Here is a 26,138-nt window from a genome sequence, read left to right as displayed (position 1 = left end):
CGCCATGGCTATCTTCCTCAACAAGGACAGCAAGGTCATCGTCCAGGGCATGACCGGCTCCACGGGCCTGAAGCACACCAAGCTCATGCTCGCGGACGGCACGAACATCGTCGGCGGCGTGAACCCGCGCAAGGCGGGCACGTCGGTCGACATCGACGGCACCGAGATCCCGGTCTTTGGCACGGTCGCCGAGGCGATCGAGAAGACGGGCGCGAACGTATCCGTCCTCTTCGTACCGCCGGCCTTCGCCAAGGCCGCCGTCGTCGAGGCCATCGACGCCGAGATCCCCCTCGCGGTCGTCATCACCGAGGGCATCGCCGTCCACGACTCCGCCGCCTTCTGGGCGTACGCGAAGGCCAAGGGCAACAAGACCCGCATCATCGGCCCGAACTGCCCCGGTCTCATCACCCCGGGCCAGTCGAACGCCGGCATCATCCCGGGCGACATCACGAAGCCGGGCCGCATCGGCCTGGTCTCGAAGTCCGGCACGCTGACGTACCAGATGATGTACGAGCTCCGTGACATCGGCTTCTCCTCCGCCGTCGGCATCGGTGGCGACCCGGTCATCGGCACCACGCACATCGACGCGCTCGCCGCGTTCGAGGCCGACCCCGACACCGACCTGATCGTGATGATCGGTGAGATCGGTGGCGACGCCGAGGAGCGTGCGGCGGACTACATCGCGAAGAACGTGACGAAGCCGGTCGTCGGTTACGTCGCGGGCTTCACCGCGCCCGAGGGCAAGACCATGGGCCACGCCGGCGCCATCGTCTCCGGCTCCTCCGGCACGGCCGCCGCGAAGAAGGAGGCCCTTGAGGCCGCCGGCGTCAAGGTCGGCAAGACGCCGACCGAGACGGCGAAGCTGGCCCGCGCCATTCTGGGCAATTAGGCACAGCCTCAGCGGCTGAGTTTTCCTGGCCGAACGCACGGACGGGCCCGCACCCCCTCACCGGGGTGCGGGCCCGTCCGTTCGTTCGGCGGACCCCCGCTGACCCGCACTCAGCGGGTCTCCGGCACCAGCCTCTCCGGGCCGCTCACCGTCTGGGACTTGAGGAAGGCGTGCAGTTCCAGCTGTTCGTCGGAGAGCGGACCCGAGGCGGCGCGGGGCGGCAGACCGCGGACCGTCGCGCCGGGGGCCATGGGGGGTTCGTAGTGGTCCGGAGCCGTACGCAGGGTCAGCGAGGTGGCCCCGATGAGCAGGACCGTGAAGGCGATGGCGGCGCGGGTCCAGGTGCGGGCACGGTGTTCGCTGCCGTAACGGACGGAGCGTGGTTTCGCCGCGCGCAGCCGCTCCGTGGCGGCCAGCCCGCTCAGCCGCCGGTGCAGTTCGTCGGGCGCGGCCAGCTCCGGCAGCCGCGCGGCGACGGCCTCACGCGCGTACATCACCCGGTTGGCCGTCGCGGGCGTGCTCGCCTCCGTCTCGGCCGCGGTGTCCGGCAGGTCGAGGCCGATCCCGTCGTACAGCAGCAGTGTGCGCCGGTACACCGGCGGCAGCTTCAGGAATACGTCGAGCAGCGCGCGGTCCGCCGGATCGGCGGGCGGTGCCTCCGGATGCCGGTGCCCGGGACGCAGCCGGTGCCAGGGGGAGAGCGCGTACTCGTACGCCGTCGCCCGCACCCATCCGGCCGGATCCCGGTCCACGGCCACCTCGGGCCAGCGGTGCCAGGCCAGTTGGAAGGCCCGCTCCACGGACTCGCGCGCCAGCTCGCGCCGGCCGGTGAGGAGGTACGCCTGCCGTACGAGGGCGGGGGTGCAGAACGCGTAGAGGGCGTCGAAGGCCTGAGGGGGCGTCAGGGGAGGGGGTGGGGGTGAAGGAGCCGGCGGGTCGGATTCACCCTCGGGCCCAGCTGTGGCTGTGGCTGTGACTGCGGCGTCGGGTTCGGGTTCGGCTTCGGTGACCGGTTCCTGACGGGCGGTCACCTCGGTCTCCGCCGCTGTCTCGGCCTCGTCTTCGACGTCGGCGGACGTTGCCGGCTCCGGTGTGGTCAGCAGTTTCACGTACGCTCCCCGTTTGCGGCCCCGCGGCGTCGTGCGGCCGTTCTCCCACGAGCGCACCGTCTCGCGGGTGACGCCCAATCTGGCCGCAACCTCGGCCTGGCTCAGCGACTTGGCCTCGCGCAGGCGGCGGCGTTCCTTGGGGGATGGCAGCGGGGGCGCAGGGCTCTGTGTCAGCTCGGACTCCACAGCGCGCCCCTTCGTACGAAAAAGTACATAACTGTATATTGAGCGACACATCCGGGGTTCGCCTGTTACGACGAGAAAGCGCGTGTCGTTGGGAGCATGACGGGCGTGACCCAAATGACCGACCGCAGGCTGTCGTTGTCGCCCTTGCTCACCCGGATGCGCGACCGATCCCCCGGACTGGCTGCCAGCCTCCTGGGTGGTGCCCTTGCCGCAGGGCTCGGACTCGGCTCGTTCGCCGTCCTCGTCATGGTGCTGTGGATCAGTTCCCCGTACCCCGACAGCGGACCGGGCGGCGCGCTGCACATGGCCGCCGCCCTCTGGCTGCTGGCCCACGGCGTCGAACTCGTCCGCACCGACACCCTCTCCGGAGCGCCCATGCCGGTGGGTGTCACACCGCTGCTCCTCGTCATGCTGCCGGTGTGGTTGCTGCACCGGGCGGGGCGCGACGCGGCTGATGATGAGTCAGAAGCGGCTCCCCGTACGGCGTGGGCGGGTGTCGTCGGCGGCTATCTGTCCGTCGGCGGGGCCGCCGCCCTGTACGCCTCGGGCGGGGAGCTGCGGCCCTCGTGGCTGTGGACCGTCGTATGCCTGCCGTTGCTTGCCGCGGGTGCGGCCGGGGCGGGGGTGTGGACGGCGTACGGGCATCCGCGCGAGCCCATCCCCGCGTGGGCGCGCCGGGCTCTCGATGCCCTGCCTGATGGCGTACGTCGCCACGTCGACGTTCATGTCTTCGCGCCGGACGCTCGTCGCTTCCTCGGGGGTGCGGCGCGGGCCGCCGGAGCCGGGGTGGCGGTGCTGGTCGGGGGAGGGGCGTTGCTCGTGGCCGTGTCGTTGGTGTGGCACGGGGGTGCGGCCCGCGGTTCCTTCCTTCAGCTCACCGAGGTGTGGTCGGGGCGGTTCGCCGTACTGCTGCTGTGCGTGGCGCTCGTGCCGAACGCCGCGGTGTGGGGGGCGTCGTACGGGCTCGGTCCCGGCGTTGTCCTGGGGGCGGGGCAGGTGGCGGGGCCGTTGTCCTCGGCGGCGCCCGGTCCGCTGCTGCCGGCCTTTCCGCTGTTGGCCGCGGTGCCGGGGGCGGGGACACCGTTGAGCTGGGTGAGCGGGGTGGTGCCGGTGGCCGCGGGGGTGACTGTGGCGTGGTTTGTGGTGGCTTCGGCGGTGCCGAGGGGCGGGGCCGGTGCGGGTACCGGTACCGGTGCCGGTTCCGCCGCCGGTGCGGGTGCCGGTACCGGCACCGGTTCCGAGGGTGCGGTGGTGTGGTCTCGGGGGCGGGCCGTTGGTGGGGTGCTGGTCGCGGGTGGGTTGTGCGGGGGTGTGTTCGCGGTGCTGGCCGGGATGGCCGGGGGGGCGCTCGGGGTGGCGGGGCTGGCCCAGTTCGGGCCGGTGTGGTGGCAGGTGGGGGGTGCGGTGGTGCTGTGGGTGATTGGGGTGGGGGTTCCTGTGGTGGTGGGGGTGCGGGGGTGGCGGGTTCGGGTGTGGCGGGTGCCTCGAGTGCGGGTTCGGGTGCCGAGGTTGAGGTTGCCGGCGTGGGTCTCTCGGGGGGAGAAGGCGGCGGTGGAGTCACCGGGGCAGGTGCCGGATCAGGCCGAGGGCCCGGCGCAGGCTCAGGGGGAGGGTTCCGGCTTTGACCAGCCGTATGACCTCCTGCCGTCCGACAGTGTGGGGTCTCCGTGGCACGAGGATGTTGCCCGGGAGGCCCGGTGGGCGGCGCTCAAGGAGGCGTCTGCTCCTGTGGAGCCGGGGGAGTTGGGTTGAGGGTGGGCTTTTTCGCCCCCTCTGCCCCGGCCCGTCCTGTATCCGGGGGCTCCGCCCCCAGACCCGCCGTATCGCGCTGGACGCGCTCGTCCTCAAACGCCGGACGGGCTGGAGGCGCGTTTGAGGAGCGGGGTCTGGGGCGGAGGGGCGGAAAAAGCGCACCTCGGCCGGTGCGCCTGACCTACCCCTGCGTCCCCAGAATCCCCCGCAGGTTCTTCGGCAGAAGGTCGTTGCAGGACTGCTTTGCGACGTTGGTGAGGGCGTCGTTGGTGCAGGTGTAGTAGTCGCTGTAGACGAGCTGGGCGGCGAAGCCGGCGGCGACCATCGCGATGGCCAGGGACGCGGTGACCAGGCCGCTCACCGCGGCGGACTTCTGGGGGCGGGCGTTCGCCGGCTCGGGCGCCGGGCTGTCCGGGTCCGGGGTGCGGGGCTTGGCGCGCAGGGCGCTGATGCCCCAGTAGAGGGCGAGGGCTCCGAGCAGCAGGGCGACGGGCGGCCAGTTGAAGAGGGCGAAGAAGAACGCCCACATACCGGCGAGCAGCGCGAACCGTGCGCGGCGCTGGGCCGGGTCCGTCGGGTCCCAGCGCGAACCGGCGCCGGGCCCTTCCGGACCGCCCTGACCCTGACCCTGGCCTTGTCCCTGCCCTGGCGGCGTACCGGGGCGGTCGCCGAAACCGCCGCCGCTGGACGGTCCTGGCTGCCGGTCGCTCCACTGGCTGCCCCACGGGGACCGCCCGGCGGGCCTCCCGGACTCACCGTGCTCGCCCGAACCCTCGGAACCGTCGGAACCCTCGGATCCCTCCGAGCGCTGCCCGTGCGCGGGCCGCCGTGGCTGCCACGGCCGGTCGGGCGTCCCCTCCGGTGGCGGAGCGAACGGATTATCGTCCGAGCCGGAGGAGCTTGAGCCCGCGGAGTTCGAGCCCGAAGAGCCCGAAGAGCCCGAAGAGGTCGAAGGGGCCGAAGAGCCCGATGAGGTCGAAGAGCCCGAAGGGGCCGAAGAGTTCGAGTCCGAAGATGTCGAGCCCACCGACGGTGAGCCCGCGGGAGGCGTGTCCGGGCCCTGTCCGCCCGAGGCTCCGTTCCCGTCGGCCGAGCCCCGCTCACCCGTAGGGCCGGAGTCGGGGGTGCCCTCGCCTTCCCGTGGCGGCACAGGCGAAGGGCGCCGCTCGCGCAGCAGGAGCGGAGGGAGTCGGAGACTGCGGTCCGGCATCAGGTGTGCGTCTTCCCCTTGGTGGTTCTGGCGGGCTCGTGCCCCGTGCGCAAGTGCCCGGGACCAGGGCCCCGGGACTTCGTAAAAGCAGGGCCGGCGCCCCAAGAACGCGTGCCCGGGACAACCGTCCCGGACCCACACGTACCCATCCCAGATCAACGCCCCACGTGCGCAAGGCGTTCCCCGCGCCGGACGGTGGTCCCAGGTGGATCCTCCCCAGACGCTACCTTCCGGCCACGCCCCCGTCCCGTGGGGGCCGCCCGGTGTGCCGGTATCGTTGCTGACGGTCGGCCGCTTCGTAGACTTCCCCGTATCCCGGGGCACGATGCATTCGTACGAATGTACATACGCATGTGCAAGCGTGGATGTGTGCGTGTGAACGCATGGAACGAGCCTGGACGAGCCGGCCGCGCAAACGCTCCCCCGAGAAAGGGCCCCACCGTGGCCGCCAAGCCCGTGGCCAAGCGCCTTGTCGTGCTGGTCTCCGGATCAGGTACGAATCTGCAGGCACTGCTCGACGCCATCGCGGAGGCGGGGTCGGAGGCGTACGGCGCCGAGATCGTGGCCGTCGGCGCCGACCGGGACGGTATCGAGGGGCTCGCGCGGGCCGAGCGGGCCGGGCTGCCGACCTTCGTGAGCCGCGTCAAGGACTACGGCACCCGGGACGAGTGGGACGCGGCGCTCGCCGAGGCGACCGCCGCCCACGAGCCCGACCTCGTCGTCTCCGCCGGGTTCATGAAGATCGTGGGGAAGGAGTTCCTCGCCCGGTTCGGCGGCCGGTTCGTCAACACGCACCCGGCCCTGCTGCCCAGTTTTCCCGGTGCCCATGGCGTGCGCGACGCGCTCGCGTACGGCGCGAGGGTCACCGGATGCACCGTCCACCTCGTCGACGACGGCGTCGACACCGGCCCGATCATCGCTCAGGGCGTGGTCGAGATCCGGGACGAGGACGACGAGAGCGCTCTGCACGAGCGCATCAAGGAAGTCGAGCGAAGGCTGCTCGTCGATGTCGTGGGGCGGCTCGCCCGCAACGGCTATCGCATTGAGGGACGAAAGGTAGTTATCCAGTGACCGCCACCGCCGAGAGCAACAAGCGGGCCATCCGACGCGCGCTTGTCAGCGTGTACGACAAGACCGGCCTCGAAGACCTGGCGCGCGGGCTGCACGAGGCCGGTGTCGAGCTCGTCTCCACCGGCTCGACCGCGTCGAAGATCGCCGCCGCGGGCGTTCCCGTCACCAAGGTCGAGGAGCTGACCGGCTTCCCCGAGTGCCTGGACGGCCGCGTCAAGACCCTGCACCCCAAGGTCCACGCGGGCATCCTCGCCGACCTGCGCCTCCCCGACCACCGGCGCCAGCTCGAAGAGCTCGGCGTCGAGCCGTTCGACCTCGTCGTCGTCAACCTCTACCCGTTCCGCGAGACCGTCGCCTCGGGCGCGACGCCCGACGAGTGCGTCGAGCAGATCGACATCGGCGGTCCTTCGATGGTCCGCGCCGCCGCCAAGAACCACCCGTCCGTGGCCGTCGTCACCAGCCCCGCCCGGTACGGCGACGTCCTCGGCGCGGTGAAGAACGGCGGCTTCGACCTCACCACCCGCAAGCGGCTCGCCGCCGAGGCCTTCCAGCACACGGCCGCGTACGACGTGGCGGTGGCGAGCTGGTTCGCCGCCGACTACGCGGCCGCCGACGACAGCGGCTTCCCCGACTTCCTCGGTCACACCTACGAGCGCAAGAACACCCTGCGCTACGGCGAGAACCCGCACCAGGGCGCGGCCCTCTACGTCGACGGCACGGGCGGTCTCGCCGAGGCCGAGCAGCTGCACGGCAAGGAGATGTCGTACAACAACTTCACCGACACGGACGCCGCGCGCCGTGCCGCGTACGACCACACCGAGCCCTGCGTCGCGATCATCAAGCACGCCAATCCCTGTGGGATCGCGGTCGGTTCGGATGTCGCCGAGGCGCACCGCAAGGCGCACGCGTGTGACCCGCTGTCCGCGTTCGGCGGCGTGATCGCCGTCAACCGGCCGGTCAGCAAGGAGTTGGCGGAACAGGTCGCCGAGATCTTCACCGAGGTCATCGTCGCGCCCGGTTACGAGGACGGCGCACTTGAGGCGCTGGCCAGGAAGAAGAACATCCGGGTGCTCAAGGCCCTCGGCGGCCCGTCCAACCCCGTCGAGGTCAAGCCCATCGACGGCGGCGCGCTGCTCCAGGTCACCGACCGTCTCCAGGCCGACGGCGACGATCCGGCGAACTGGACCCTGGCGACCGGCGAGGCGCTCAGCGAGGCCGAACTCGCCGAACTGGCCTTCGCCTGGAAGGCCTGCCGGGCGGTCAAGTCCAACGCCATCCTGCTCGCCAAGGACGGCGCCTCGGTCGGCGTCGGCATGGGTCAGGTCAACCGCGTCGACTCCGCGAAGCTGGCCGTGGAGCGGGCGGGCGAGGAGCGTGCGCAGGGTTCGTACGCGGCGTCCGACGCGTTCTTCCCGTTCCCCGACGGTCTGGAGATCCTGACCGCGGCCGGCGTCAAGGCCGTGGTCCAGCCCGGCGGTTCGGTCCGCGACGAGCTGGTGGTCGAGGCGGCGAAGAAGGCGGGCGTGACGATGTACTTCACGGGGACGCGGCACTTCTTCCACTGAGGGCCGGGGTGTAGGCCCGTGGCCCGCCGGTCGGCGACCGGCGGGCCACGGAGAGAGCGTCCGGGTGGATTCCCGCCCAGGCGGGGCGTCAGTCCATGAACTTGGAGCAGGTGTCCTGCGGCACGGCACCCACTTGTGGGAGCTGATGCGGTTGTCCGCGGTGTAGCCGGCGCTGCCGCTGAACACGTCGTCCGACTTGAGCGAGGAGGCCCGCTTCTGGCTCTGCCAATACTCAGGTGCGCGGAATGGCGCATACCTGGGTACAGAGTCCGTCCCTCCGCTGGAAGGGTCAGATGTCAACCATCTCGCCCGGCCACTGGAGGACCAGTCATGCGGAGCAGCTACAGCGGGACCCGTCGCATTGCCGCCGTCGGTGCGGCGCTTGCCTTCGCGCTCGGTACGGGGGCACTCGGAACCGCCGCCGCCTCCGAGGGCGCGGCGGCGGTGGAGTGCGCGAAGGGCTATCTGTGTCTCCTGCCCCTGTTCGGGAACGGGGATCCAGTGCTCGTACCGGAAGGGGAGAAGGCCGGGTTCAACCCCGCTCTGGCGGTCACGGAGGTCACCAACAGCACGGGCGTCACGTACTGCGTGAGCGGCAACCTGAGTTACGGGCTCGGACCCGGCCAGACGCAGAGCGGGATCTATCAGGTGACGGTCGTGGAGCCTTCTACCAGCGGCTTCTGTCCGACGTGATCGCTCAGGTACTTCACGGGGACGCGGCACTTCCACCGAACCGTCTTCCGGCGAACCACCGTGAGCGCGCCGCTAAGTGAGCGTGCCCGCCGCTGTTGTCGGCGACACACCAGGGCCGTGTCTCCCCTTGTGCACGGTGAGACACGGCCCTTGGAGCGAATGGCGCGAACTGGTCAGCGCTGCCGGAGGGTTCCGGATCGCTGTCGCTCACGCGGACGCGTTGGTTACTGCGTGCGGATCACGATCGACGAGCAGACCTTGTCGGCGAACGTCTGCTTCTTGGCGTCCCATGCCGGCCACAGCCAGCCCAGGTAGCACGCCAGGCTGTCGAGGAAGTGGGCGAGCCGGCGGACGAACGCCATGCCGACACCCAGCGGCTGGCCGTCGATCTCGCGCACCAGACGGATGCCGAGCGCCTTCTTGCCGACGGTCTGGCCGGTGCGGCCCTCCTGGATGAGCTGCCAGATCACGAGGCCGAGGAGGGCGAGGGCGCCGACCAGAACCAGCGCCGGGGTGTCCTTGCCGACGATCACCAGGATGTAGGGGACGGCGAACACGAGCATGTCGACGAGGGTGCCGAGGAAGCGCTGGCCCCAGTTCGCGTACGGCGGCTGGGCGCCGTAGCCGGGCTGCTGCGGGTAGCCGTAACCGGGCTGTCCGCCCTGCGGGTAACCCGGCTGCTGCGGGTAGCCGTAACCCTGCTGCGGGGGGACGCCGGGAGGCGTCTGCGGGGCGCCGTAGCCGGCGGGCTGGCCCTGCTGGGGGTAGCCGTAACCGGGCTGTCCCTGCTGCGGGTCCTGCGGCTGTCCGTACGGGTTGGGTGAGCCGTAACTCATGGCGATTTTCCTCCAGGCAAAAGGCGGGGACGGCGCGGATGGCATGGAGGAACGTCACGATATGAGCGGTATGCCCCCCAACACGGACCGCGATGGTGCACCGCACATCGTTCTGTGACAGGCCAGTTCTTGTCCAGCCGATAAGCACATACGTTGTGCAGCTGCAATCTTCGTGATCTTCCGGGCCCGGTCGCGCTCCGCCCGATTGGAACCAGGACACGGTCATCCGGGAGGATGGGGTCATGACCGCCCAGATTCTCGATGGCAAGGCCACCGCAGCCGCGATCAAGTCCGACCTGACCGTCCGCGTGGCGGCCCTGAAGGAGAAGGGCGTCACGCCCGGCCTGGGGACCGTCCTGGTCGGGGACGACCCCGGAAGCCAGAAGTACGTCGCAGGCAAGCACCGCGACTGCGCGCAGGTGGGCATCGCCTCCATCCAGCGCGAACTGCCCGCCACCGCCACGCAGGAGGAGATCGAGGCGGTGGTGCGGGAGTTGAACGAGGACCCCGCCTGCACGGGGTACATCGTCCAGCTCCCGCTCCCCAAGGGCATCGACGAGAACCGCATCCTGGAGCTGATGGACCCGGACAAGGACGCGGACGGCCTGCACCCGATGAACCTCGGCCGCCTCGTGCTGAACGAACCGGCCCCGCTGCCCTGCACCCCGAACGGCGTGCTCACCCTCCTGCGCCGGTACGGCGTCGAGATCAAGGGCGCCGAGGTCGTGGTCGTCGGCCGTGGCGTGACCATCGGGCGCCCGATGCCGCTGCTGCTCACCCGGCGCACCGAGAACGCGACGGTGACGCAGTGCCACACCGGCACGCGTGACCTCTCCTCGCACCTCAAGCGCGCCGACATCATCGTCGCCGCGGCGGGCTCCGCTCATCTCGTCCGCGCCGAGGACGTGAAGCCGGGCGCCGCCGTCCTCGACGTCGGTGTCTCCCGCGGCTCCGACGGCAAGATCGTCGGCGATGTCCACCCGGATGTCGCCGAGGTCGCCGCCTGGATCTCCCCGAACCCCGGCGGTGTCGGCCCGATGACCCGCGCCCAGCTCCTCGTCAACGTGGTGGAAGCGGCGGAGCGCAGTGTCGGCTGACGGCGCCAACTCCGGGAAGAAGGACGAGCAGGCCGGCGGGAAGTCCGGCGTGCGGTCCGGTGAGAAGACCGGTGAGAAGACCGATGACGGGACCGGGGAGAGGGCTGGCGAGGGGCCCGGCGGGTCCGCCGCTGTGCCGCAGGGGCTGAGCAACGGCGCGGCACCGGTCGTACGGGATGTGTCGAGCAACGGCGCGGCACCGGTCGTACGGGACACGCCTGGTGTCAACGGCCGGTCGGCGGCGGATGCTGCGAGCGCGGAGCCCGGAGAGCCGGACGCGCAGAGCGACGGCGACGGGGACTTCGCCGACCTGGTCGCGGTCGACCCGGTGAGCGCGCCCGACGCCGAGGGGAATCCCCGGCGCACCACACGGCGCTTTCCGCTGTTCACCCGGGACACCGCGCGGCCCGAGGGCGGCGGCCGGGCGGCGCCCAGGGACGCCCCGGCGCCCGCGCGACAGTGGCCGATCCTCCTGGTGCTCTCGCTGGTCGCGCTCGGCCTGCTGCTGACGGCCTTCGACGTGTTCCGGTACGGCACGATCCTGATCGGAGTCGCGCTGCTCGGGGGCGCCGCGCTGCGCTGGATCCTGCCCGACGTGGGCATGCTCGCGGTCCGCTCCCGCTTCACGGACCTGGTGACGTACGGAGTGCTCGGCGTGGCCATCGTGCTGCTCGCGCTGATGGCGCAGCCCGATCCGTGGCTGGAGATCCCGTTCCTGGACGACACCCTGCACTTCACGGTCCGCTGAGGGCCCCCGGGTGCGCCCGCGTCGGCGGACACGGTCGCGGCCCGTCCTCTCCCCCGAGTAAGGACGGGCCGCGAGCGGGCGAGTGTTCCGCCCGGGGACAACACTTGTGCACGGGAACAGACTGTTCAACAGCTGTCAGCCCGCTGTGGCACGGAAGTGACCGTTCCGCTACGGTGTCCGCGCCATGCAACGGAAGCCGCGCCCGGGCGGCCACGGATGCGACAACTCCCCTTGTGTACACGGTGGTTCGTGACCCTCGGGTGAGGTGATCGCTCTCGGGGCACCTGAGGTGGCAACTGTGTTCCCGTTGTGTCGATGTCTTGACAAGTTCAAGGATTTGCCCCGATCCGGCCCAACGGCCGGGATAACGTGGGCAATCGGGACGGTCCAGGACGTCCTGTGCGGAAGTCAGGGGTTCGACCGGTCGTACAACAATGCCGATGGGACACTGGACCGCAGACCAACGGGCGTGCAACGGTGCATGCCTCCGCCCGAACGCTCCCGTGCGCCCCCATCCCGGGAACTGAGATCCTTACCGAACACATCCCTGTGGGTAGTCAGAACAGGGACTCGGCGGAGGGGCGCCGTGCACGGGGGAACAGCGATTTGACGTACGGGGAACAACCAGCCACGTACGGGGGGAAAGACGTAGGGGGGAGAAGCAATGCCTCGTTGGAGGGCCTTGCCGGATGAACTCGATCCGCAGGTCAGAGAATTCGCCAGCCAGTTGCGCCGACTCGTCGACCGGAGCGGTCTGAGCATCGCCGCCGTGGCCGACCGCACCGGATACAGCAAGACGTCCTGGGAGCGTTACCTCAACGGCCGGCTTCTCGCGCCCAAGGGCGCGATCGTCGCCCTGGCCGAGGTGACCGGTACCAATCCCATGCATCTGACCACCATGTGGGAGCTTGCCGAGCGTGCCTGGAGCCGTTCGGAGATGCGCCACGACATGACGATGGAAGCGATCCGGATCTCCCAGGCGCGCGCCGCGCTCGGGGAGTTCGGCGCACCCCCGGCGAACGGGAGCAACGCCAGGCAGGCCCGCAAGGGCGGCAGTGCCACCGCGACACCTGGGATCGCCGGGCCCGCGGGGGTGTCGCCCACGGTGCCACCGCAGCCGTCGGCCGCGGATGTGGAGGACTCGTCCCGCGGGGGCGGCCTGGGCTCCGCGCGCGGGTCCTCGTCGTACGGAGCACCGCCGCAGGGGGCTTCTTCGAAGGGGACATCCTCGCAGGGGACTTCCTCGCACGGGTCCTCTTCCTACGGGGGTGGCTCGTCCGGTGGTTCCGGGCGGGGCGGCGGGTGGGGGGTCGTCGCCACGCCGCCGTCCGGTGGCAGCGGACAGTTCGGGCCCGCGGGTCCGGCCGGTCCGGCCAGTTCTGTGGGGTCCGCCGGTCCCGGTGGTTCTGCCGGCGGTCCGCCTCGGGATGCCCGGCCTTCCGGGGCCGGCCAGGGTTCGCCCGACGGGGCGCGGCGCAAGCGGCGGCTCACCATGTTCCTCGCCGGGGTCGTCGGCGCGCTCGTCGTGGTGGCAGCGGCCGTCTTCCTCACCAGCAACGGTGACAAGAAGGACGAGAGCGCGCCCGAGGCACCCACGAGCTCCGCCGCTCCCGCTCCCGACCTGCCGGCCGGCGTGAAATGCAGTGGCGCGGACTGCGCGGGCGCGGACCCGGAGAACATGGGCTGCGGCGGTGAACTGGCGACAACCGCCACCAGCATCACCGTAGGCACGACCCTCGTCGAGGTCCGCTACAGCAAGACCTGCTCCGCCGCCTGGGCCCGTATCACCCAGGCGGTCGTGGGCGACACGGTCGAGGTGTCCGCCGGCGCGGGCGCCGAGGCCAAGCAGACCGGCTCGGTCGAAGCGGACACCGACGCCTACACGCCGATGGTGGCCGTAAAGGACGCCGGCGACGCAAAGGCGTGCGCGACGCTGGCGTCGGGGGAGACGGGCTGCACGCAGTAGTTCAGGATGCTGATTCACCGCCTGTCCGGCGTTCGGGGACGAAGGCATTGCCATCCCGATCCCCCACCCACCCGTGGGGGCGGTGGTTTCAGCCCGTCCGGCGTTTGAGGACGAGCGCGTTCAGCGCGATGCGGGGGTCTGGGGGCGGCAGCCCCCAGGAGCAAGGGACGGGCAGGGGCGGAGGGGGGCGAAAAAACCTCCCCCCACCCGGAATGCCGCCCCCCATCCCGGGCAGACGCACCGGTACCCCCACGGGATCCGGTGCCGCCCGGGAGGAAACACCCCCTCCCGGAGGCCCCCCGGTACCCCATCGGCGGTCGCCGAGCCCACTCTCCCGGGCCCGGCGACCGCCACCCCCACAGCGTTCTGTGGGCTGGGCCACACCGACCCGGATACTCGGGCTCCCGGATGCGCGATAGCCTGACGGCGGATCTCTCTTGACGCCAAGAGATCGATCATCGGTGCCGACGCCAAGAGGCCGATCACCGGTACCCCTGATCGATCAAAGCGGCGGACGCAGGGGAGCTCCTGCACCCCGGGGCAGGGACGCCCCACCGCCAGCTGTCATACGGAGAACGCCATGACCCGCACCCCCGTGAACGTCACCGTCACCGGCGCGGCCGGCCAGATCGGTTACGCCCTGCTCTTCCGCATCGCCTCCGGCCAGCTGCTCGGCGCGGACGTGCCGGTCAAGCTGCGCCTCCTGGAGATCACCCCGGCGCTCAAGGCCGCCGAGGGCACCGCGATGGAACTCGACGACTCGGCCTTCCCGCTGCTCGCCGGTATCGACATCACGGACGACCCGAACGTCGCCTTCGCCGGCGCCAATGTCGGGCTCCTCGTCGGCGCCCGCCCCCGCACCAAGGGCATGGAGCGCGCCGACCTCCTCGAGGCCAACGGCGGCATCTTCAAGCCCCAGGGCAAGGCGATCAACGACAACGCCGCCGACGACATCAAGATCCTCGTGGTGGGCAACCCGGCGAACACCAACGCGCTCATCGCGCAGGCCGCCGCCCCGGACGTACCGGCCGAGCGCTTCACCGCGATGACCCGCCTGGACCACAACCGCGCGCTCACGCAGCTCGCGAAGAAGACGGGCTCCACGGTCAACGACATCAAGCGCCTGACCATCTGGGGCAACCACTCGGCCACCCAGTACCCCGACATCTTCCACGCCACGGTCGGTGGCAAGAACGCCGCCGAGGTCGTCAGCGACGAGAAGTGGCTCGCCGAGGACTTCATCCCGACGGTCGCCAAGCGCGGCGCCGCCATCATCGAGGCCCGCGGTTCCTCGTCGGCCGCCTCCGCCGCCAACGCCGCCATCGACCACGTCCACACCTGGGTCAACGGCACGGCGGACGGCGACTGGACCTCCATGGGCATCCCGTCGGACGGTTCCTACGGCGTCCCCGAGGGCCTCATCTCCTCCTTCCCGGTCACCACGAAGGACGGCGTGTACGAGATCGTCCAGGGCCTGGACATCAACGAGTTCTCCCGCGCCCGCATCGACGCGTCGGTCCAGGAACTGGCGGAGGAGCGCGAGGCTGTCCGCGCCCTCGGCCTCATCTGAGCCACCCCGGCGGGCCGTTCAGCACGGCACTGTCACGGGCTTGCACGGGCCCCGTTCCGGTCACGGCCGGAACGGGGCCCGTGGTGCGTCACGCACGGCGGCCCCCGGGGCCTACTCCAGCCCCCGCTTCCCCGGCGCCCAGAACGGCTTGGTGACGACAGAGCGCCGGTCCCAGCCCAACTCCCGTACGAGCACCTGCCGTACCTGCTGCACGGTACGGGCCTCGCCGGCGACGTAGGCGATCCCGCCCGGCTCGGGGGCGAGCTCCCGGACCGCGGCCGGGAGCGGAGTCCCGCCCCTGGTCAGCCAGTTGAGGCGGTCGGAGTGCGGCAACGGCAGCCGGTCCTCGGCCGTCTCCGTCTCCACACAACCGGACACGCGCGTTCCCTCGGGCAGCGCGGCCAGCATCGCGCCGAAGGCGACGGAGGCGGTCTCCTCGCCGGCGAAGACGTGATGGGCGGCGTCGGGGCGCAGAGTGAACGACCCCTCGGGCTTGCCCAGTCGGACCTGCGCGCCGACCTCGACGTCATGTCCCCAGCGTGCTCCGGGCCCCGCCTCGGAGTGGTCCAGCACGCACAACTCGACGGCACCGGAGGGGTCGTAGCGCCATACGGAGTACGTGCGGCGGGTCAGCCCGGAGCCGACCAGGACGCGTACCTGCCGTCCGGGGCGCACGTCGAGTCCGGTGAGGGCGTCGCCCTCGATGCGGAGCCGGCGCATGCGGGCGGTGATCGGTCCGGCCTCGGTGATGGTTCCGCGGAGCATCAGCAGGTCGAGGACGGGGTTCAGGAGGGCGGGCACGGGTGACTCCTCAACGGGGCGGTCAGTAAGGGGAGTTGATCGTCAGGGGCGAGATGAACGCGATAGTACGCGTTCCTGGCCGGACGCGATGGTACGTGTCCCGGGCCGGTGCCGGTATCCGGCGACCACGAGTGCCGTCGCCGCCAGCACGACCAGGGCCACCGTGCGCAGCGCCGGGCCCATGCCGTGAGCGAGGTCGGGGTGGGCGGCCAGGACCGTGCCGGTGACCGCGACGCCGAGGGCCGCGCCGAGTTCGCGAGCCGAGGTGCCGAGGCCGGAGCCGAGGCCCGTCTGGTGCGGCGGCAACGAGGTGACGACGCCGACCGTGAGCGCGGGCATGGACAGACCGGTGCCTGCGGAGATGACGAGCAGCCAGCAGGCGTACGTCCAGTAGGGCGTGGCCGCGTCCGCGGTGGACGCGCCGAGCAGGCCCAGGCCGATGAGCGCGAGACCGGTGCCGATGACCGGGCGCGGGCGGTGCGACCAACGGACGGCGAACTTCGGGACGAGGGCCATGCCGACCGTCAGCGGCACGATCGCGACGCCGGTGACGGCGGCGCCGTAACCCTTGATGCCTTGCAGGTACTGGGAGTTGACGTAGAAGAGGGAGAACAGGCCGAAGAAGCCGGTCGCCGTGCCGAGAGTGGCCGCGCGCAGGGTGGGGGAGGCGAAGACGCGCGGGTCGAAGAGGGGGGCGCGGGAGCGCAGGGCGTGGCGGGTGAACGCGGCGATCAGTACGGCGCCTGCCGCGAAGGCCGTGACGATGCGCGGGGAGGTCCAGCCGTACGTCGGGCCCTCGATGATGCCGAAGAGGACCGCGACCAGGCCCGCGGTCAGGAGCAGGGTGCCGGTGGGGTCGAGGTTGCTGTGTGCGGCGCGGTCCGTGCGGGGTGTGGTGAGGGCGACCGCGAGGGCCAGCAGGGCGGCCAGCGGAACCATCGCCCCGAACAGGGCACGCCAGGACAGGAACTGGCCGACCAGACCGCCGCCGAGGTTGCCGGCGAGACCGCCGAGGCCGAGCGCGAGCGTCCAGGACGCCATCGCCCGCGAGCGGTGTTCCGGGGCGGAGAGGTGCACCAGGATCGACATCGTCGCCGGGGTGATCAGCGCCGCGCCCGCGCCGGACAGGCCGCGGCCCGCGATCAGCGTCACCGGGCTCTGGGCGAGCGCGCTGGTGGCGGCGCCCGCCGCGAACAGGGTGAGCCCGGCGAGCAGAGCGCCCTTGCGGCCGTGCCGGTCGCCGAGCGCACCGGCCGGGACGAGCAGTGCGGCGAATGCGATGACATAGGCGTCGACCATCCACAGCAGTTCGGTGTGCGAGGGATGCAGGGACGACGAACTGAGCTGCGGGATCAGGAGGTTGATGGCGGCGACCATGCTCTGGGCGACCAGGACGCAGGCGCAGAGGGTGAGCAGGGTGGACCGTTTCAGGGCAGGCCGGGGCATGGCTCCTCCGGGGAGCTTCGGTGTGGTGTGGGATGCCCTGTCACCGTAAGCTCGGCAGTGACCTGCTTTCCAGTGCAGCCTTTGCAAGGGGCGAATGCGTGTGACGCAATCCGCGAGTTCCGGCGGCCTCGGGAGCCTGGACCTCAATCTGCTGGTCGCCCTGGACGTGCTCCTTGAGGAGCAGAGCGTGCAGGGCGCCGCGCACCGAATGCATCTCTCCGAACCGGCGATGAGCCGCACCCTGGGTCGCATCCGCAAGGCGCTCGGGGATCCCGTGCTCGTCCGTGCCGGGCGCCAGATGGTGCCCACCCCGCACGCACTGGCTGTACGGGCGGAGGTGAGCGCGGTGGTGGAGCGGGCGCGGGCTCTGTTCTCGCCGGGCCGGGGCACCGACCTCAGGACCGTCAGTCGTACGCTCACGATCATCGGTCACGACGCCCTCGCTGCCCTCCACGGCGCCCGCCTGCTCGCCCGCGCCGCCGAGGAGGCGCCGGGTATCCGGATCCGCTTCCTCGCCGAGAGCCATGTCGACGCGCCGTTCCTGCGTCAGGGGACCGCCGACCTGGAGGTGGGGGTCATCGACTTGACGGCGCCCGAGGTGCATCACGAAATCCTCCACGAGGACCGGATGGTCGGTGTCGTCAGGGCCGGACACCCGCTGCTGGAAGGTGAGTTGACGCCCGAGCGGTTCGCCGGTGAGGCGGACCACCTGATCGTCTCGCGGCGCGGCAAGCTGCACGGTCCCGTCGATGCCCGGCTCGCCGAACTCGGTCTGAAACGCCGGGTGGTGGGCACCGTCGGTACCTTCCCCGCCTCACTGTTCGTGGTGCGCGACACCGACCTGGTCGGCCTGATCAGCCTCTGGAGCGTGCCCCTGGCCAGCTCCCTGGGCCTTGTCACCTTCGACGTACCGCTCCAACTTCCGGCACTCAAGCTGGGGCTGGCCTGGCATCCGCGCCATGACGCCGACCCGGCACATGCCTGGCTGCGCGCCTGTGTACGGGAGTTGATGGCGGCGGAGGGATCAGCCCGTTCCGGCTAGCCGCTTCTCGAACCAGTGGTCGGCGTAGACGTGGTCGACATAGGCCGGGATCTCCGCGTAGCCGCACGCCCGGTACATCGCCTGCGCCTCCGTGAGTACCGCGTGCGTGTCCAGCCGTACGACGGTGAACTCGTGCTCCATGGCGGCCCGTTCCAGCTCCGTCAGGATGCGGCGGGCCAGGCCCAGGCGGCGGGCGTCCGGGTGGACCCAGACGTGCCGGATCTCGCCCGTGCCCGGTTCCAGGGTCCGCAGCGCCCCGCAGCCCACCGGCCGCCCCTCCTCGTACGCGACGAAGAACGCGCCCGCGTCCCCGGTGACCTCCTCCGGCCGTACGAGATCGGTCCTGTCGAATCCCTCCGGGAAGCGGGCGTCGAGGTCGGCCGCGTAGGCGTCGAGGCAGAACCGGGCGTCCTCGGTGGCGCCGTCGACCAGGGTGACCGTGATACCGGCCAGTCGGAGGAGGCGTTGCGTGGCCGCCAACGCCCCAGCCAGTTCGGTGCGTTGGGGTGCGGTGAGGGTGGTGAGGAGGCTGGCGGCGAGCGCGTCGGCGCGGCGGTTCTGCTCGCCGACCTCGACGCGCCCCGCCGGGGTCAACTCGATAAGGCGCAGGCGGCTGTCGTGCGCGGGAGCGGTCAGCCGGACCAGCCCCTGCGCTTCCAGCGACTTCGCCATGCGGCTCAGGTACCCCGCGTCCAGGGCGAGCCGGCCGCGCAGTTCCCGCAGCGAGACACCGTCGCCGATCTCGAAGAGGAGGCGTGCCTCGCCGAGGGGGCGGTCCTGGCCGAGGTAGTGGTCGTCCAGTGCGCCGATGCGGCGGGTGAAGTAACGGTTGAAGCGGCGAAAGGCGGCGACCTCGTCCGGCGACACCGGCTCCGTGTTCCTCACTGGCTCCATAGTTCTTTGACTTTAGTCAAAGAAATCGGAGGAGTCCATGGAAGTCCATGGGTGCCTGCGACGCTGCCGCCATGGACTGACGCGGCTGCCTCCGTGGAGTGCTGCGGGAGCGCCTCCGCGGATTGACTCGATGCGCCCTAAGCCTTGTGCTGCCCGGCCTTGTAGTGGCCCGGCACGAGTCGGCACGTCACCCCGAACCGGTTCCATGCGTTGATCACCGTGATCGCGGCGATCAGTTGAGCCAGCGCCTTCTCCTCGAAGTGCTCGGCGGCACGCTCATACACCGCGTCCGGCACGAAGCCGTCGGTGAGGACGGTCACCGCCTCGGTCAGTTCGATCGCCGCGAGTTCCTTCTCCGTGTAGAAGTGCGGCGACTCCTCCCATGCGCTGAGCTGCACGATCCGCTCGACGCTCTCACCGGCCGCGAGCGCGTCCTTGGTGTGCATGTCGAGACAGAACGCGCAGTGGTTGAGCTGCGAGGCGCGGATCTTCACAAGCTCCAGGAGTACGGGATCCACGCCCTGCCGGGCCGCGGCGTCGAGCCTGACCATGGCCTTGTAGACGTCGGGGGCGAGCTTGGCCCAGGCGAGACGGGCGGCGGGCTCGGGGGCGTACGCCGTGGTCATGTCCTCGTCCGTCGCTACGGTTCGCTGTGTCGTGCTGTGCGTCGTCATGATCTGGACCCTACGAGTGGAGTAGCCCAGCGGTATGGTCCATTCCCATGGCAAAAGCATGGGCCACTTTGGGGGTCGACCTGCATGTCGAGCCGACCGGGCCCGGTATCCGCAGAGGTCTGACGGACGCCCTGCGCGAGGCCGTCCGCAGCGCCAGGCTCGCGCCCGGAACCCGCCTCCCCTCCTCCCGTTCGCTCGCCGCCGACCTGGGCATCGCCCGCAACACGGTCGCCGACGCGTACGCCGGCCTCGTCGCCGAGGGCTGGCTCACCGCACGGCAGGGCTCGGGCACCCGGGTGGCGGAGCGAGCGGTTCCGCGAGCGGCTCCGGACTCGGCGCCCCACACCCGCGAGCCGGGGCGCCCCACGTACGACCTGGTCCCCGGCAGCCCCGACCTCGCCTCCTTCCCGCGCGCCGAGTGGCTCAAGGCCGCCCGCCGCGCCCTGACCGCCGCACCGCACGAGGCCTTCGGCTACGGCGACGCGCGGGGCCGCCCGGAACTGCGCACCGCCCTCGCGGGCTACCTCGCGCGCGCCCGAGGCGTACGGGCGGACGCCGACCACATCGTCATCTGCTCCGGTTTCGCGGACGCCCTGACGCTGCTCGGCATGATCCTGCGCCGACGGGGCCTGCGCTCGCTCGCCGTGGAGTCGTACGGCCTCGACGTCCACTGGAACCTGCTGCACCGCTCGGGCCTGCGCACCATCCCCCTGCCGCTCGACGAACTCGGCACCCGCACGGACGAGTTGACGGGCGTACGGGCCCTGCTGCTGACCCCGTCGCACCAGTTCCCCATGGGCGTCCCGCTCCACCCCGACCGCCGGGCCGAGGCCGTGGGCTGGGCCCGCCGCACCGGAGGGCTGATCCTGGAGGACGACTACGACGGCGAGTTTCGCTACGACCGCCAGCCGGTCGGCGCCCTGCAAGGCCTCGACCCCGACCACGTGGTGTACCTGGGCACCGCCAGCAAATCCCTGGCCCCCGGCCTGCGCCTGGGCTGGCTGGTCCTGCCGCCGTCCCTCGTGGGCGAGGTCACGGCCCTGAAGGGCGGCGGCGGTTGGTCCACCGGCGTCCTCGACCAACTGACCCTCGCCCAGTTCATCAACTCCGGCGCCTACGACCGCCACGTCCGCGCCGCCCGCCTCCGCTACCGCCATCGCCGCGACGCCCTGGTCTCCGCCCTGGCCACCCGCGCCCCCGCCGTCCACGCCACCGGCATCGCGGCCGGCCTCCACGCGGTCCTCCAACTCCCGCCCGGCACCGAGCAGTCGGTCGTGCGAGCGGCGACCTGGCAGGGCCTCGCCGTCCACGGCCTGTCCCGCTACCGCCACCCGGACGCCGCCACCGATCCACTCGACGCGCTGGTGGTGGGTTACGGCACGCCGCCGGACCATGCGTGGTCGGGGGCGCTGGACGCACTGTGCGCTGCGCTGGAGGGCGCCGCTCCTAGCCCGTCCGGCGTTTGAGGACGAGCGCGCGTTCAGCGCGATTCGGGGGCCCGGGGGCGGAGGCTCCCGGATGTGGGAGGGGTGGGGGTGGAGGGAGTTTCCGGATGCGGGAGGGGCAGGCGCGGAGGGAGTTCCCGGATACGGGAGGGCCAGGGGCGGAGGGGGAGAGAAGTCTCTACGCCCTCTGTTCGACCGGCGCCTCCCCGAACCGCGCCAGCGGGCGGAGGGGGCGAAAACCCCTACGTCCCCCCATTCGCCGGTGCTTCCCCGAACCGTGCCAGCGCCAACGCCCCCACCACGGCGACCGCGAACCCCAGCACGGCCAGCGACCCCAACCCCTCCCGCGTACGGTCCCCCAGCCACACCACCCCCACCACCGCGGGCCCGACGGTCTCCCCCACCACCATCCCGGCGGTGGCCACGGTCACCGACCCCCGCTGCAAGGCGGAGGTGAGAAGCAGAACCGCCGCACCCCCGCCGACGAGAAGCGCGTACGTCGCCGGGTTGCGCAGCAGGTATCCGATGGAGAATCCGTCGATCAGCCGCACCGACACCTCGACCACCCCGAACCCGAAACCGGCCCCAAGCCCCAGGACAAGCGCCCGCCCCCGCCCGGGCAACCGCCCGCCCGCGGCCCCCAACAGCAGCACACCCACCGCGGTCCCCGACATCGCGTACCTCAACGCGTCGGAACCCGCGCGGTCCCCCTCGGCCCCCGACGCCAGTCCCAGCATCGCGAGCCCCGCGCACACCACTCCCACCGCACCCCACTCGACCCGGCTGAGCCGCACCCGCAGCAGCCGCGCCGCGACCACCGCCGTCACCGCCAGGCTCGCGGCGAGGGCCGCCCCCACCGTGTAGATGGGCAGGGACCGCAGCGCCACGATCTGGAGCAGAAACCCGGCGCCGTCGAGCGCGAGCCCCAGGAGATACCGCCACTGCCGCAACGCCCGCAGCAGCAGCGCGGCATCCACCCCGGACCCGCTGCCTGAGCCACTGCTGCCCAAGCCGCTACCGCTGGGCGCCGCCGCCCGCGCGGCCATCGCCTGCAACACCGTCGCCGTACCGAAGCAGACGGCCGCACCAAGGGCGCAGATCATTCCAAAGAGCACGAATTGACTGTAGTGACGCGCGCGCGGCCTTCGTCCTACTTGGCCTCCGCCAGGTGGGCCCGGAAGAAGTCGGTCAGCTCTGCGACCGCGGGGCGCACGTACTGCTCCTTGTCGTACAGGTCGATATGACTGGCGCCGTCGATCCAGTGAAGTTCCTTGGACCCACGGGCTTTCTGGAACGCCTCGACGCTCATCCAGGAGGTCACCGCCTCGCGTCCGACGATCATCAGCAGCGGGCGTGGCGCGATCAGGTCGACGAAGCGGAAGGCGTCGAAGGAGACCATGTGGTCCACGCTGGACCAGGTGAGGAACTTCGCCGAGCGCGGGTGCTGAGCGCGGTCGGTGCAGTAGTACTCGAAGCCATCGAAGCCGTGGGTGCCGCCCAGCGCGCGGGCCTGCTCGGCGGTGTCGGGGAACAGCTGGAAACTCTGGACGCCCTCGCCGCGCGCTTCGGCGGTACGCGCGCCCGCGGCCGAGTCGAGCATGCCCTGGATGACGGAGGGGTCCTGAGCGCCGTCCGCGCCCAGGCGGAACTGGCGGGCGATGTCGACGGCGCTGACCGTGCCGACTGCCTTGACGCGGTGGTCGGTCGCGGCGGCGGAAAGCACATACCCGCCGGAGGCGCAGATCCCCAGCGCCCCGATGCGCTCGGGGTCCACCTCGTCGCGGGTGGTGAGGAACGAGACCGCGGCCTTGATGCCCTCCACCCGGTGGGCCGGGTCCTCCAGACCGCGCGGGGTGCCCTCGCTCTCGCCCTGGAAGGCGGCGTCGTACGCGAGGGCGACGAAGCCCCGCTCGGCCAGCCGCCGCGCATACAGTCCGGCGGTCTGTTCCTTCACACCCCCACCACGGAGCGCCCCCGCAGCCACTAGCCCTGTGTCTCGGCCCCTGTATCTCGACCCCTGTGTCGCCGCCCGTCTATCTCGGCCTCTACGTCTCGGCCTCTATGTCCCGACCGTGAGCACCGCGCGGAGCTGGGCGAGCCCCCAGTCCAGGTCCTCCTTGCTGATGACCAGCGGCGGGGCGATCCGGATGGTGACGCCGTGGGTGTCCTTGACCAGGACACCCCGGTCCATCAGCTTCTCGGAGATCTCCCGGCCCGTTCCGTACGCCGGGGCGATGTCGACCCCCGCCCACAGCCCGCGTCCGCGCACCTGCGATACCTGGCCCGTGCCCGTCAACAGCCCCAGCTCGTGGTGCAGATGATCGCCCAGCTCGGCGGTCCGCCGCTGGTACTCGCCCGACCGCAGCATTGCGATCACCTCAAGGGCCACCGCACAGGCCAGCGGATTCCCCCCGAACGTCGACCCGTGCTCACCCGGCCGGAACACCCCGAGCACCTCGGCCGAGGACACCACCGCCGACACCGGCACGACCCCGCCCCCGAGCGCCTTGCCCAGCACATACACATCGGGCACGACCCCCTCGTGCTCACAGGCGAAGGTCCGGCCCGTCCGCCCCAGCCCCGACTGGATCTCGTCCGCGATGAACAGGACGTTCCGCTCACGCGTCACCTTGCGCACCCCCTGGAGGTATCCCTCCGGCGGCACCAGCACCCCCGCCTCCCCCTGGATCGGCTCCAGGAGCACGGCGACCGTCTCCTCGGTGACCGCCGCCCGCAACGCCGCCAGATCCCCGTACGGCACGACATCGAAGCCCGGCGTGTACGGCCCGAAGTCCGCCCGTGCCTCCACGTCCGTGGAGAAGCTGATGATCGTCGTCGTACGGCCGTGGAAGTTGTCGCTCGCCACCACGATCCTCGCCCTGCCGTCCGGGACGCCCTTGACCCGGTACCCCCACTTCCGGGCCGTCTTCACGGCCGTCTCCACCGCCTCCGCTCCCGTGTTCATCGGCAGCACCATCTCCATGCCGCACAGCTCCGCCAGCCGCGCGCAGAACTCGGCGAACCGTTCGTGGTGGAACGCCCGCGACGTCAGCGTCACCCGCTCCAGCTGCTCTCTCGCCGCGTCGAGCAGCCGCCGGTTGCCGTGCCCGAAATTCAGCGCCGAGTACCCGGCGAGCATGTCGAGATAGCGGCGCCCCTCGACATCCGTCATCCACGCCCCGTCCGCCGTCGCCACGACGACCGGCAGGGGGTGGTAGTTGTGCGCACTGTGCGCGTCGGCCGAGGCGATATACGCCCGCGTGGTCTCCGTAACGCTCACGGGATCCTCCGTTTCCTACCGCACAGGGAAGGGGAGTGAGGGTCGGTTCCGGCCCGCTTCTATCGTCCCTCTCGTCGCTCGCATGGTGGACTCGCAAGCCTCGCGATCCGGCGCTCCCGGTAGGGTGACCGGCGGGCCGTGACTGGCGCGCTGGGATGGGAACGACCATCGGGGAGCGGCTCGCAGACCGAGTGCCGTGCGCCTGGGCCGAACCGCGAATCGTGCATGCCCTACGCCACGCCGTCCGGAGGCCGCCATGTCTGAACAGCCCCTTTCCACCGAGTCCACCGCCTTCCGCAGCGCCCTCGAAGTGATCCGGGCCGTGGAGCCCCGTGTCGCCGACGCCATCAGCCAGGAAGTCGCCGACCAGCGCGACATGCTCAAGCTGATCGCCTCCGAGAACTACGCCTCCCCGGCCACCCTCCTGGCCATGGGCAACTGGTTCAGCGACAAGTACGCCGAGGGCACCGTCGGCCGCCGCTTCTACGCCGGCTGCCGCAATGTCGACACCGTCGAGGCCCTCGCCGCCGAGCACGCCCGCGAACTCTTCGGCGCCGAGCACGCCTACGCCCAGCCGCACTCCGGCATCGACGCCAACCTCGTCGCGTTCTGGGCCGTCCTCGCCCAGCGCGTCGAGGCACCCGCGCTCGCCAAGGCCGGCGTCCGCAACGTCAACGACCTCACCGAGGCCGACTGGGCCCAGCTCCGCCGCGACCTCGGCAACCAGCGCATGCTCGGCATGTCCCTGGACGCCGGCGGCCACCTCACCCACGGCTTCCGCCCGAACATCTCCGGCAAGATGTTCGACCAGCGCTCCTACGGCACCGACCCCGCCACCGGCCTCATCGACTACGAGGCCCTGCGCACCTCCGCCCGTGAGTTCAAGCCCCTGATCATCGTCGCCGGCTACTCCGCCTACCCCCGCCTGGTGGACTTCCGCGTCATGCGGGAGATCGCGGACGAGGTCGGCGCCACGCTGATGGTCGACATGGCCCACTTCGCCGGCCTCGTCGCCGGCAAGGTGCTCACCGGTGACTTCGACCCCGTCCCGCACGCCCAGATCGTCACCACCACCACGCACAAGTCGCTGCGTGGCCCGCGCGGCGGCATGGTGCTGTGCGACGAAACCCTCGCCGAGCAGGTCGACCGCGGCTGCCCGATGGTCCTCGGCGGCCCCCTCCCGCACGTCATGGCCGCCAAGGCCGTCGCGCTCGCCGAGGCCCGCCGCCCCGACTTCCGCGACTACGCCCAGGCCGTCGTCGACAACGCCCGCGCCCTCGCCGAAGGCCTGATGCGTCGCGGCGCCACCCTGGTCACCGGCGGCACCGACAACCACCTCAACCTGATCGACGTCGCCTCCTCCTACGGCCTCACCGGCCGCCAGGCCGAGACCGCCCTGCTCGACTCGGGCATCGTCACCAACCGCAACGCCATCCCCGCCGACCCCAACGGCGCCTGGTACACCTCCGGTATCCGCATCGGCACGCCCGCGCTGACCACGCGTGGCCTGGGCGCGGTGGAAATGGACGAGATCGCAGGGCTGATCGACCGCGTCCTCTCCGCCGCCGAGCCCGGCACCACCGCCAAGGGCAAGCCGTCCAAGGCCCAGCATGTCCTGGACCCGAAGATCTCCGACGAGATCTCGCACCGCGCCACCGACCTGCTCACCGGCTTCCCCCTCTACCCGGAGATCGACCTCGGCTGACTTCACGGCGGGGGCGGGGACACCGGCGGGGACGCGGGCCGGTTCTCACCCGTCCCCGCCGGTCTTCGCGGGTCTTCGCCGGTTCCGGCGGCTTGTCGAGCTTGGGCCGGCCTCGCGGCGTTCACGAGAGTCGTGACCTTCGGGAAGGTCATTACCTTC

General features: G+C 71.3%; 21 protein-coding genes, 1 pseudogene and 1 riboswitch. Of the genes and pseudogenes, 12 read left to right on the top strand and 10 right to left on the bottom strand.

Going from position 1 to position 26,138, the window contains the following annotated elements; translation table 11 throughout:
* Window positions 1-4 precede the first annotated feature (4 nt).
* Complete coding sequence (gene sucD / locus ACFVKT_RS29095; protein ID WP_385736925.1) at window positions 5-889, top strand: succinate--CoA ligase subunit alpha; 885 nt, start codon at window positions 5-7, stop codon at window positions 887-889.
* Window positions 890-999: 110 nt separating this feature from the next.
* On the opposite strand, the gene ACFVKT_RS29090 is transcribed toward sucD, so the two are convergent.
* Window positions 1,000-2,172 carry a helix-turn-helix domain-containing protein gene (locus ACFVKT_RS29090; protein ID WP_385737336.1) on the bottom strand — a complete coding sequence of 391 codons (1,173 nt, stop codon included), beginning with the start codon at window positions 2,170-2,172 and terminating at the stop codon, window positions 1,000-1,002.
* Between the two features lie 108 nt (window positions 2,173-2,280).
* On the opposite strand from ACFVKT_RS29090, the gene ACFVKT_RS29085 reads away from it, so the two are divergent.
* Window positions 2,281-3,936, top strand: a complete 1,656-nt coding sequence (locus ACFVKT_RS29085; RefSeq protein WP_385736923.1) for a DUF6350 family protein — start codon at window positions 2,281-2,283, stop codon at window positions 3,934-3,936.
* A 181-nt stretch (window positions 3,937-4,117) separates the two neighbouring features.
* Here ACFVKT_RS29085 and ACFVKT_RS29080 read toward each other — a convergent pair whose 3' ends face one another.
* Window positions 4,118-5,146, bottom strand: a complete 1,029-nt coding sequence (locus ACFVKT_RS29080) for a hypothetical protein (RefSeq protein WP_385736920.1) — start codon at window positions 5,144-5,146, stop codon at window positions 4,118-4,120.
* A 441-nt stretch (window positions 5,147-5,587) separates the two neighbouring features.
* Here ACFVKT_RS29080 and purN point away from each other — a divergent pair, with 441 nt between their 5' ends.
* The 3 genes from purN (at window position 5,588) to ACFVKT_RS29065 (ending at window position 8,475) form a co-directional block, all read left to right on the top strand.
* On the top strand, window positions 5,588-6,217 hold the full coding sequence (gene purN / locus ACFVKT_RS29075; protein ID WP_385736917.1) for a phosphoribosylglycinamide formyltransferase: 630 nt from the start codon (window positions 5,588-5,590) through the stop codon (window positions 6,215-6,217).
* Window positions 6,214-7,782 (top strand): bifunctional phosphoribosylaminoimidazolecarboxamide formyltransferase/IMP cyclohydrolase, encoded by a 1,569-nt coding sequence (gene purH / locus ACFVKT_RS29070; RefSeq protein ID WP_385736914.1) that lies wholly within the window; start codon window positions 6,214-6,216, stop codon window positions 7,780-7,782. The genes purN and purH overlap by 4 nt, the downstream gene beginning before the upstream one ends.
* 330 nt (window positions 7,783-8,112) lie before the next feature.
* Window positions 8,113-8,475, top strand: coding sequence for a hypothetical protein (locus ACFVKT_RS29065; RefSeq protein ID WP_385736911.1), 363 nt, complete (start codon window positions 8,113-8,115; stop codon window positions 8,473-8,475).
* A gap of 224 nt (window positions 8,476-8,699) precedes the next feature.
* Here the strand turns inward: ACFVKT_RS29065 and ACFVKT_RS29060 are convergent, their stop codons facing one another.
* Complete coding sequence (locus ACFVKT_RS29060) at window positions 8,700-9,311, bottom strand: RDD family protein (protein WP_385736908.1); 612 nt, start codon at window positions 9,309-9,311, stop codon at window positions 8,700-8,702.
* A 242-nt stretch (window positions 9,312-9,553) separates the two neighbouring features.
* Here ACFVKT_RS29060 and ACFVKT_RS29055 point away from each other — a divergent pair, with 242 nt between their 5' ends.
* The 4 genes from ACFVKT_RS29055 to ACFVKT_RS29040 all read left to right on the top strand — a co-directional run bounded on the left by ACFVKT_RS29055 (window position 9,554) and on the right by ACFVKT_RS29040 (window position 14,692).
* Window positions 9,554-10,408 carry a bifunctional methylenetetrahydrofolate dehydrogenase/methenyltetrahydrofolate cyclohydrolase gene (locus tag ACFVKT_RS29055; protein WP_385736905.1) on the top strand — a complete coding sequence of 285 codons (855 nt, stop codon included), beginning with the start codon at window positions 9,554-9,556 and terminating at the stop codon, window positions 10,406-10,408.
* A 178-nt stretch (window positions 10,409-10,586) separates the two neighbouring features.
* Complete coding sequence (locus tag ACFVKT_RS29050) at window positions 10,587-11,156, top strand: DUF3017 domain-containing protein (RefSeq protein WP_385737334.1); 570 nt, start codon at window positions 10,587-10,589, stop codon at window positions 11,154-11,156.
* Window positions 11,157-11,820: 664 nt separating this feature from the next.
* On the top strand, window positions 11,821-13,122 hold the full coding sequence (locus ACFVKT_RS29045) for an XRE family transcriptional regulator (protein ID WP_385736902.1): 1,302 nt from the start codon (window positions 11,821-11,823) through the stop codon (window positions 13,120-13,122).
* Between the two features lie 580 nt (window positions 13,123-13,702).
* On the top strand, window positions 13,703-14,692 hold the full coding sequence (locus ACFVKT_RS29040; RefSeq protein WP_385736899.1) for a malate dehydrogenase: 990 nt from the start codon (window positions 13,703-13,705) through the stop codon (window positions 14,690-14,692).
* A 111-nt stretch (window positions 14,693-14,803) separates the two neighbouring features.
* Here ACFVKT_RS29040 and ACFVKT_RS29035 read toward each other — a convergent pair whose 3' ends face one another.
* Window positions 14,804-15,493, bottom strand: a complete 690-nt coding sequence (locus ACFVKT_RS29035; RefSeq protein ID WP_385736896.1) for a siderophore-interacting protein — start codon at window positions 15,491-15,493, stop codon at window positions 14,804-14,806.
* Between the two features lie 42 nt (window positions 15,494-15,535).
* The gene (locus tag ACFVKT_RS29030; protein WP_385736893.1) at window positions 15,536-16,939 is read right to left on the bottom strand and encodes an MFS transporter; all 1,404 of its coding nucleotides are present in this window, start codon (window positions 16,937-16,939) and stop codon (window positions 15,536-15,538) included.
* Between the two features lie 94 nt (window positions 16,940-17,033).
* Here ACFVKT_RS29030 and ACFVKT_RS29025 point away from each other — a divergent pair, with 94 nt between their 5' ends.
* Window positions 17,034-17,981 carry a LysR family transcriptional regulator gene (locus ACFVKT_RS29025; RefSeq protein WP_385736890.1) on the top strand — a complete coding sequence of 316 codons (948 nt, stop codon included), beginning with the start codon at window positions 17,034-17,036 and terminating at the stop codon, window positions 17,979-17,981.
* Here ACFVKT_RS29025 and ACFVKT_RS29020 read toward each other — a convergent pair.
* A complete protein-coding gene (locus ACFVKT_RS29020) occupies window positions 17,964-18,875 on the bottom strand; it encodes a GNAT family N-acetyltransferase (RefSeq protein ID WP_385736887.1) in 912 nt (303 codons plus the stop codon). The two genes, ACFVKT_RS29025 and ACFVKT_RS29020, sit on opposite strands and share 18 nt — an antisense overlap.
* A gap of 137 nt (window positions 18,876-19,012) precedes the next feature.
* Window positions 19,013-19,501: a carboxymuconolactone decarboxylase family protein gene (locus ACFVKT_RS29015; RefSeq protein ID WP_385737333.1), complete on the bottom strand. Its 489-nt coding sequence runs from the start codon at window positions 19,499-19,501 to the stop codon at window positions 19,013-19,015.
* A gap of 95 nt (window positions 19,502-19,596) precedes the next feature.
* Here ACFVKT_RS29015 and ACFVKT_RS29010 point away from each other — a divergent pair, with 95 nt between their 5' ends.
* Window positions 19,597-21,015 carry a PLP-dependent aminotransferase family protein gene (locus ACFVKT_RS29010; RefSeq protein WP_385736884.1) on the top strand — a complete coding sequence of 473 codons (1,419 nt, stop codon included), beginning with the start codon at window positions 19,597-19,599 and terminating at the stop codon, window positions 21,013-21,015.
* A 221-nt stretch (window positions 21,016-21,236) separates the two neighbouring features.
* On the opposite strand, the gene ACFVKT_RS29005 is transcribed toward ACFVKT_RS29010, so the two are convergent.
* The 3 genes and pseudogenes from ACFVKT_RS29005 to rocD form a co-directional block, all read right to left on the bottom strand.
* Window positions 21,237-22,097, bottom strand: coding sequence for a hypothetical protein (locus tag ACFVKT_RS29005; protein WP_385737331.1), 861 nt, complete (start codon window positions 22,095-22,097; stop codon window positions 21,237-21,239).
* 47 nt (window positions 22,098-22,144) lie between these two features.
* Window positions 22,145-22,957, bottom strand: a pseudogene (locus tag ACFVKT_RS29000) (alpha/beta hydrolase); the annotation flags it as partial.
* A gap of 96 nt (window positions 22,958-23,053) precedes the next feature.
* Window positions 23,054-24,274 carry an ornithine--oxo-acid transaminase gene (gene rocD, locus ACFVKT_RS28995; RefSeq protein WP_385736881.1) on the bottom strand — a complete coding sequence of 407 codons (1,221 nt, stop codon included), beginning with the start codon at window positions 24,272-24,274 and terminating at the stop codon, window positions 23,054-23,056.
* Between the two features lie 128 nt (window positions 24,275-24,402).
* A riboswitch (ZMP/ZTP riboswitch) is annotated at window positions 24,403-24,489 on the top strand.
* A gap of 41 nt (window positions 24,490-24,530) precedes the next feature.
* Between rocD and ACFVKT_RS28990 the strand changes: the two genes are divergently transcribed.
* Entirely contained in the window at window positions 24,531-25,979 is a 1,449-nt protein-coding gene (locus ACFVKT_RS28990) for a glycine hydroxymethyltransferase (RefSeq protein ID WP_385736878.1), read from the top strand.
* The last annotated feature ends 159 nt before the right edge of the window (window positions 25,980-26,138 follow it).

It is taken from the genome of Streptomyces sp. NPDC127595 (assembly GCF_042671685.1).
In the GTDB taxonomy this organism is placed as follows: domain Bacteria; phylum Actinomycetota; class Actinomycetes; order Streptomycetales; family Streptomycetaceae; genus Streptomyces.
This window is presented reverse-complemented; position numbering and strand designations above follow the sequence as displayed.

What these genes read in the sequence shown, in the direction of transcription:
- sucD (WP_385736925.1), top strand. Translation starts at nt 5, where the DNA reads ATGGCTATCTTCCTCAACAAGGACAGCAAGGTCATCGTCCAGGGCATG.
- ACFVKT_RS29085 (WP_385736923.1), top strand. Translation starts at nt 2,281, where the DNA reads ATGACGGGCGTGACCCAAATGACCGACCGCAGGCTGTCGTTGTCGCCC.
- ACFVKT_RS29080 (WP_385736920.1), bottom strand. Translation starts at nt 5,146, where the DNA reads ATGCCGGACCGCAGTCTCCGACTCCCTCCGCTCCTGCTGCGCGAGCGG.
- ACFVKT_RS29065 (WP_385736911.1), top strand. Translation starts at nt 8,113, where the DNA reads ATGCGGAGCAGCTACAGCGGGACCCGTCGCATTGCCGCCGTCGGTGCG.
- ACFVKT_RS29060 (WP_385736908.1), bottom strand. Translation starts at nt 9,311, where the DNA reads ATGAGTTACGGCTCACCCAACCCGTACGGACAGCCGCAGGACCCGCAG.
- ACFVKT_RS29055 (WP_385736905.1), top strand. Translation starts at nt 9,554, where the DNA reads ATGACCGCCCAGATTCTCGATGGCAAGGCCACCGCAGCCGCGATCAAG.
- ACFVKT_RS29045 (WP_385736902.1), top strand. Translation starts at nt 11,821, where the DNA reads ATGCCTCGTTGGAGGGCCTTGCCGGATGAACTCGATCCGCAGGTCAGA.
- ACFVKT_RS29040 (WP_385736899.1), top strand. Translation starts at nt 13,703, where the DNA reads ATGACCCGCACCCCCGTGAACGTCACCGTCACCGGCGCGGCCGGCCAG.
- ACFVKT_RS29030 (WP_385736893.1), bottom strand. Translation starts at nt 16,939, where the DNA reads ATGCCCCGGCCTGCCCTGAAACGGTCCACCCTGCTCACCCTCTGCGCC.
- ACFVKT_RS29025 (WP_385736890.1), top strand. Translation starts at nt 17,034, where the DNA reads ATGCGTGTGACGCAATCCGCGAGTTCCGGCGGCCTCGGGAGCCTGGAC.
- ACFVKT_RS29020 (WP_385736887.1), bottom strand. Translation starts at nt 18,875, where the DNA reads ATGGAGCCAGTGAGGAACACGGAGCCGGTGTCGCCGGACGAGGTCGCC.
- ACFVKT_RS29015 (WP_385737333.1), bottom strand. Translation starts at nt 19,501, where the DNA reads ATGACCACGGCGTACGCCCCCGAGCCCGCCGCCCGTCTCGCCTGGGCC.
- ACFVKT_RS29010 (WP_385736884.1), top strand. Translation starts at nt 19,597, where the DNA reads ATGGCAAAAGCATGGGCCACTTTGGGGGTCGACCTGCATGTCGAGCCG.
- ACFVKT_RS29005 (WP_385737331.1), bottom strand. Translation starts at nt 22,097, where the DNA reads ATGATCTGCGCCCTTGGTGCGGCCGTCTGCTTCGGTACGGCGACGGTG.
- ACFVKT_RS28990 (WP_385736878.1), top strand. Translation starts at nt 24,531, where the DNA reads ATGTCTGAACAGCCCCTTTCCACCGAGTCCACCGCCTTCCGCAGCGCC.